Raw genomic sequence first — 6,851 nt, 5'->3', positions numbered from 1 at the left:
AACTTAAAAATACAAAATAAGGAGCAGAAAAACTAGTTTTCTACTCCTTATTTATTAATCAATTAAGTACTAAAATGACTTTTTCAGTGCCCTCGATTTTCATCGCAGGTTTAACAAATTAAATTATTATGATTACAATCTATTAAAAAACTTTTTAAAATATTCTTAATCTAAATATCAAAAATATATAATTGATTTATTCTTCTGAAACGATTGCAGTGTTTTTATCACTAGATACTTTTAATACTGTAGCTACTCCTTTATCATTTATCATAGTCATATTTAATACGTCTAATTTTGCTAAATCTTTAGATACCAAACCACTAAACTGATTATAAGAAACATTCATCTCTTTTAGGTTTTTCAATTTTTCCAAATCAAAAGGAACTTGGCCATTCATTTTATTATCAAACAAACTTAATTGTTGAAGGGCTGTTAAATTTGATACCGAAGCACTCAATTTACCTGTTATTTGGTTACTGTTTAAAAGCAATACTTTTAAATTTTTTAACTCATATATAGAAGGTGGAATCTGACCTTCAATTTCATTATTATATAAAGACAAGGTTTCTAAATTGCTCAATCCCCCAATTTCAGAAGGTATGTTTCCTGAAAAATTATTCATAAACAGAGCCAAAGTTTTCAATGAATTTAGCTCTCCAATTGAAGCTGGGATTGATCCGGATAATTTATTAAACGATAAATTAAGTGACTCCAATGATTTCATATTCCCAATAGTAGAAGGAATGTTTCCTGAAATAGAATTTTTATATAAGTTTAGAGTTTTCAAATAAATTAAGTCCGAAACTTCTGAAGGCAAAACTCCAACTAAATTATTGTTAGGCAATTGAATTGATATAACCTTATCATCTTGGATTCCTATACCATACCAAGATGAAACAGGGGATTTCAAATCCCATTTTGAAGTCCAATTTGCTCCATTTGTAGCATTGTACAATTTTATTAGTGCGCTTTTTTCAGAAACTGACACATCTGCTTTCATTATAAACGAAAACATCATTATTAACAATAGTGTGTATATATTTTTCATAATGCCCCTTTTTTTGAATTAATTACAAGCTAAAGTACATTCAAAATCGTCAACAAACAAATATAATCGATGAACTACACAAATTAAAAATATTAAATAAATTTTTTCTTACAATAATTATAAATGAAATGAAAATAATGTTTCAAATCATAAATATTTTTAATCCTCAAAGAAAAAAATTAATACATTTGATTTACTAACTTTAAATATAATAGTATGGAATTTAACTTATTAGCAGTTTTAGTTGCAGCATTATCCTCATTTCTAGTAGGATTTATTTGGTATAATCCAAAAGTTTTTGGAACCATTTGGATGAAAGAAGCAGGTTTGACCCAAGAACAACTTGAAAAAGGGAATATGTTGAAAATCTTTGGGCTTACGTTTGTATATTCATTTATGTTTGCTTTTATGATGCCTACTTTAGTGATTCATCAAATGGGCGCTATAAGCATGGTTGGAGGTCCTCCGTTAATTGAGGTTGCCAAACCTTCCTATGTAGCATTTATGGCAGATTATGGTGATGTTTTCCGCACTTTTCAACACGGTGCTCTTCATGGCTTTTTATCGGGAATATTTCTAGCTACACCAATCATTGCAATAAACGGATTGTTTGAACACAGAACATGGAAACATATTCTTATTCAAGCTGGTTATTGGATAGTTACTATGACAATAATGGGTTCAATTATTTGTGGCTGGAAATAATTTTAACATTTAATTACAATATAATCGCTCTACATTTGTGGGCGATTTTTTTTATTTGAAAACACCACTATCTATAGAAATATATTCTTCTGTTTCAGAACTTCCAGAAAACTGGAATGATTTTGCTATTGAAAACATTTTTTTAAGTAAGGAATATTTAGAAATTTTAGAGAAATCAGCTCCAATAAATATGTTTTGCCATTTTATCGGATTGTTTAAAGAAGGTGAATTGGCTGGAATCACTCTTTCACAATTTTTAGACTTAAACAAGCTGGAATCTTTTGGAGAGCGCGATAAGTGTTTGAAAAATGCTATTCGAAATACATTTTTGAAAAACCTTTGTTCCCACATTCTAATTATTGGAAACAATATGCTAACAGGGCAAAATGCCTTTGCATTTTCGGATAAAACAGACGAAGTACAAGTATTGCAAGCTTTAAAAACTGCTTCTGAAAAATTAAAAAGCATTTTTAAAAGAAAAGGATTAAAAGTACATATTACTACTTTCAAAGACTTTCCATTAGAAGAAACAACTGCGTTTCCTAAGGCTGGATTTCAAAATTATTTTCAATTTTCGACTCAACCAAACATGCTTTTTGATATCCCAAATCATTGGAAACAAGAGCAAGACTATATTGATGCTTTGACAAAAAAATACCGCGACCAATACAAACGAGCCAGGAAAAAGGCAGAAGGAGTTGAAAAAAGAAAAATGGAACTTGAAGATATTATCAAATATGAGCAAACGATTTATGATTTGTATTTCCACGTAGCCAAAAATGCCCATTTCAACACTTTTTTCTTAACCAAAAACCACTTTAGAATATTTAAAGAATTACTCAAAGACAAATTTCTTTTCTACGGATATTTCCTTGATGAAAAATTAATTGGTTTCAATACCATCATCAAAAATGGTGAAGTAATGGACACCTATTTTCTGGGGTATGATGACAGCATTCAACGTGAAAAAATGTTGTATTTGAATATGCTTTATGATATGGTCGCCTATTCTATTAATCAGGGGTTCAAGGAAATAATTTTTGCCAGAACTGCATTGGAAATCAAGAGTTCAATAGGCGCAAAACCTCAGGAAATGTATGGTTTTGCTCAACATAGTAACCCAATTGCAGATCTTGCCTTTGAGAAAGTGTTTTGTTATCTTGAGCCCAAAGTGGAATGGAAAGAACGTAATCCTTTCAAATAATTACAAAAAAAACTAAGGGATTGCTACTTTAATCTTATTGGGTGAAATATTGATTTTAAGTTCTGATTCATATCCACAATATTCCCCATCAATTTGGAAACATACAGGGAAATTGGTTTTAATTGTTGCTTTATCTGTTGAAATAATCTCAATATCTTCATGATTAAGAGGCATATTTCCCAATATAATTTCACCAAAAATTATTAAATCCAGATTTTTCAAAATCACCAGTTCGAACTTACCATCATTCATAATACCATCAGGATTGATCACAACTCCTGTCCCATATTTCTTTGAATTGGCAATAACAATCATTCTGGCCTCGCATTCGATGGTTTGATTATTTGCAGCTACTGAAGCTATAAATGGATCTCCAAAATCCATTAGCGTATTAATCGCTTGCAAAAAATAACCCCATTTGCCTCGAATATTACTTTTTTCATAGTTTTTAACCAATTCCGCATTCAAACCTAAATCACTCAGATGAAAACATCTTTGTTCATTTATAATAATTGTGTCTAATTCTATATACTGATTATGAAAAGCTATGTCCAGATTTTCGTCTAAAGTTCGCATCAAATCTAAATCAACCGCTAAACCATTAGCTGATCCGACAGGTAAAATTCCAAGAATTACATCTTTGTCTTCTGTTGCTTCTGCCACTATTTTTATGGTTCCATCACCGCCCGCAATGACGATTCGTTCTGGATTATGGCTTTCATAAAGGTGTCTAATCTTTGAAATATCATCAACACCAGTGGTTTTATAAAGAATGAGATTTAGGTTTTCTTTGACAGCCAAAAGTGTAGTTGCATCAATAAACTCTGATTTATCAACCGCTCCAGAAACTGGATTAACAACCAATAACAGATTCTTTTTCAAATTTTTAATTCTTTTATTGATTAAAAACAATTAATTTTAGCATACTACAAAATTACTACAATAAATGAAGCCTATTTTAAAATTATACCGTGGATATTCAAATGATGAAGAATTAATTGTAATGGGCCACGTTTTTAAACCCACAAAGACTAAAGATTATGCTTTTGAGAAAAAAAAATTCAAACATGCCTCTTCAGTAATTCGTTTGTTTAGGCTAAAAACTCAAGCAAATGCTGACGTTTATTTGAAACATAACAACACAACAATTCATACTAAAACACTAATTGATGGTTATTTTAAATTTTGTATTCCGGTCGATAAAAATGTTGGATATGGGTGGATTGATTACGAGGTGAGCATCCTTCACGAAGATAAAAAAATTGTGACCAAAGAAAGCTTCATACGTCCCAAAAAAGGAAATTTAGGAATTATTTCGGATATAGATGATACTTTTTTGGTTTCATATACCGAGAATCCTTTGAAGAAATTATATAATTTACTATTTCGAAATGTTAACTCCCGAAAAGTTTTTGAAGATGTTGTTCCCCATTACCAAGCCTTAAGTTCTTCTGGTAGAAATAACGAAGATGAAGTAAATGCTTTTTTTTATGTTTCGAGCAGTGAATGGAATTTGTATCGTTTTATTATAAAATTTACTGAAATTAACAAATTACCAAAAGCAGTCCTATTACTCAAAGATATCAAATCCAGTCTTACTGATTTTCTTTGGACCGGAAGAGGAAGCCACAATCACAAATTTGAAAAAATAAAACATATTTTAGAATTTTATCCCAACTTAAAATATGTTTTATTAGGTGATGATTCTCAACACGATCCGTTTTTATACGAAGCCATTTGCAAAATTTTTCCTGTCACTGTAAAAGCGGTTTATATACGTAAAACAGGTAAACAAGATATAGAAAAGGTTTCAATAGCTTTAAGAAACCTAGAAAGCTTAGGTGTTTCAGTTTGTTATTTTACAAATAGCAGTGAAGCGATTTTACATTCAAAAAAAATTGGTCTTATTTTATAAACCTGAATTGTCAATTTCTTCCTGAACGATTTCCCAGTCTAAAAGAAGTTTATCTAAATCCGCTTTTTTCTTGTTGTAAGCCATAAAAAATTTAGCGTCTTCAATATTCTTATTATAATTAGAAGCCAGCATTTTGTCGTCGTGCTGAAGGTCTTTTTCCAATTGCTTAATTTGACTTTCTACTTTACTCAAACGATTCTGTAAAGCTTTCCCTCGTTTCTGATCTTCATAGGAAACTTTATTACTTTCTTTTGAAACCACAGCCTTTAAAGTATCTTTTTTCTCGACTTCACGCATGTTTTCAAGGTTGCGTTGTTCCAAAAAGTAGTTGATGTCGCCCAAATATTCTTTTATCTTTTGGTCTCTAAATTCATAAACAATATTTGACATTCCCTGAAGGAAATCCCTGTCGTGAGAAACCAAAAGCAGTGTTCCTTCATATTTTTGCAAGGCAGCTTTCAACACATTTTTAGATTTAATATCCAAGTGATTTGTTGGCTCATCCATAACTAAAACATTTATGGGCTGCAAAAGCAATTTACAAAGCGCTAAACGGTTCCTTTCGCCTCCAGAAAGGACTTTTACCTTTTTCTCTACTTCGTCGCCACGAAAAAGGAATGAGCCCAGCATATCACGAACTTTAGAACGATTTGTATCTGAAGCTGCATCTTCCATCGTTTGGAGCAAAGTGATTTCACCATCAAGATATTCCGCTTGATTTTGGGCAAAATATCCTACTTGAACATTGTGACCTAATTTGATACTTCCTTGATATTCGAATTCGTTGACAATGGCCTTCATAAAAGTAGATTTTCCTTGTCCGTTTTGTCCAACAAAGGCAATCTTGCTTCCGCGTTCGACTAAAAGTGAAATGTCCTTCAAAATCGTTTTATCACCGTATTTTTTGGTAACATCTTCGGCTTCAATTACTACTCTTCCTGGAACTTTCGAAACAGGAAAAGAGATATTCATCACAGAATTATCATCTTCATCGACTTCGATGCGTTCTACTTTGTCTAATTTTTTTATGAGCGATTGCGCCATTGAAGCTTTGGAAGCTTTGGCACGGAATTTCTCGATCAACTTTTCGGTTTCCTCAATTTTTTTAGCTTGGTTTTTCTGGGTTGCCAATTGTTTTTCACGGATTTCGTGCCTTAATTCCAAATATTCGGAATACGGTTTATTAAAATCATAAGCTTTACCAAGGGAAATTTCGATAGTTCTATTGGTAACATTGTCCAAAAACATCTTATCGTGCGATACAATTACTACTACACCAGGATAATTACGCAAAAAACTTTCTAACCAAATGATACTCTCTATATCCAGGTGATTCGTAGGCTCATCCAAAAGCAAAACATCATTTGCCTGTAGTAATAATTTGGCTAATTCAATACGCATTCTCCATCCACCCGAAAAAGTTTCGGTCTGGTCATTAAAAACTTCTCTTTTGAAACCTAATCCTAGAAGAATTTTCTCTGTATCGCCAATATAATTATATCCACCTAATAACTCGAAACGATGAGTATAATCAGACAGATCTTCGATGATTTGGCTGTATTCTTCACTTTCATAATCGGTTCGGGTAACCAAATGATGATTAATTTCTTCCAGTTTTTTTTCTACAATTTTGATATCCGTAAAAGCTTCATATGCTTCTTCAAGTACGGTTCTTCCTTGTTCAAAGTCGATGTCCTGACGCAAAAAACCCATTCGCACCTCTTTTTCCTGAGAAATAACGCCAGAATCTGGAGCAAAATCTTTAGCCAAGATTTTAAGCATCGTTGATTTTCCAGCTCCGTTTTTGCCAACAAGACCCACTCGGTCTCCGGCACCCAATCGAAAGGTTACTTCTTCAAATAAATAAGTTCCTCCAAAAGAAACGGACAAATTGTGTATATTAAGCATTGTTATTTTTTTGTTTAAAATTGCAGGTTTAAAGTTTAAAGTTCCTGAAAATACAACTTAACTTTAAC

6 protein-coding genes are annotated in these 6,851 nt (G+C 31.8%); 3 read left to right on the top strand and 3 right to left on the bottom strand.

What is annotated here, in order from left to right:
* Nucleotides 1-196: 196 nt before the first annotated feature.
* Nucleotides 197-1,051: a Two component regulator three Y domain protein gene (locus ACH2BV_RS06970; RefSeq protein WP_395050001.1), complete on the bottom strand. Its 855-nt coding sequence runs from the start codon at nucleotides 1,049-1,051 to the stop codon at nucleotides 197-199.
* 216 nt (nucleotides 1,052-1,267) lie between these two features.
* Here ACH2BV_RS06970 and ACH2BV_RS06965 point away from each other — a divergent pair, with 216 nt between their 5' ends.
* Complete coding sequence (locus ACH2BV_RS06965; RefSeq protein ID WP_395050000.1) at nucleotides 1,268-1,756, top strand: DUF1761 domain-containing protein; 489 nt, start codon at nucleotides 1,268-1,270, stop codon at nucleotides 1,754-1,756.
* Between the two features lie 55 nt (nucleotides 1,757-1,811).
* Nucleotides 1,812-2,960, top strand: a complete 1,149-nt coding sequence (locus tag ACH2BV_RS06960) for an 8-amino-7-oxononanoate synthase (RefSeq protein ID WP_395049999.1) — start codon at nucleotides 1,812-1,814, stop codon at nucleotides 2,958-2,960.
* A 12-nt stretch (nucleotides 2,961-2,972) separates the two neighbouring features.
* On the opposite strand, the gene ACH2BV_RS06955 is transcribed toward ACH2BV_RS06960, so the two are convergent.
* On the bottom strand, nucleotides 2,973-3,842 hold the full coding sequence (locus ACH2BV_RS06955; RefSeq protein WP_395049998.1) for a diacylglycerol/lipid kinase family protein: 870 nt from the start codon (nucleotides 3,840-3,842) through the stop codon (nucleotides 2,973-2,975).
* A 64-nt stretch (nucleotides 3,843-3,906) separates the two neighbouring features.
* Here ACH2BV_RS06955 and ACH2BV_RS06950 point away from each other — a divergent pair, with 64 nt between their 5' ends.
* Nucleotides 3,907-4,875, top strand: a complete 969-nt coding sequence (locus ACH2BV_RS06950) for an App1 family protein (RefSeq protein WP_395049997.1) — start codon at nucleotides 3,907-3,909, stop codon at nucleotides 4,873-4,875.
* Here ACH2BV_RS06950 and ACH2BV_RS06945 read toward each other — a convergent pair.
* Nucleotides 4,870-6,783, bottom strand: coding sequence for an ABC-F family ATP-binding cassette domain-containing protein (locus ACH2BV_RS06945; RefSeq protein WP_395049996.1), 1,914 nt, complete (start codon nucleotides 6,781-6,783; stop codon nucleotides 4,870-4,872). The genes ACH2BV_RS06950 and ACH2BV_RS06945 overlap by 6 nt on opposite strands.
* Between the last annotated feature and the right edge of the window lie 68 nt (nucleotides 6,784-6,851).

Source organism: Flavobacterium sp. (assembly GCF_043780635.1).
GTDB lineage: Bacteria > Bacteroidota > Bacteroidia > Flavobacteriales > Flavobacteriaceae > Flavobacterium.
This window is presented reverse-complemented; position numbering and strand designations above follow the sequence as displayed.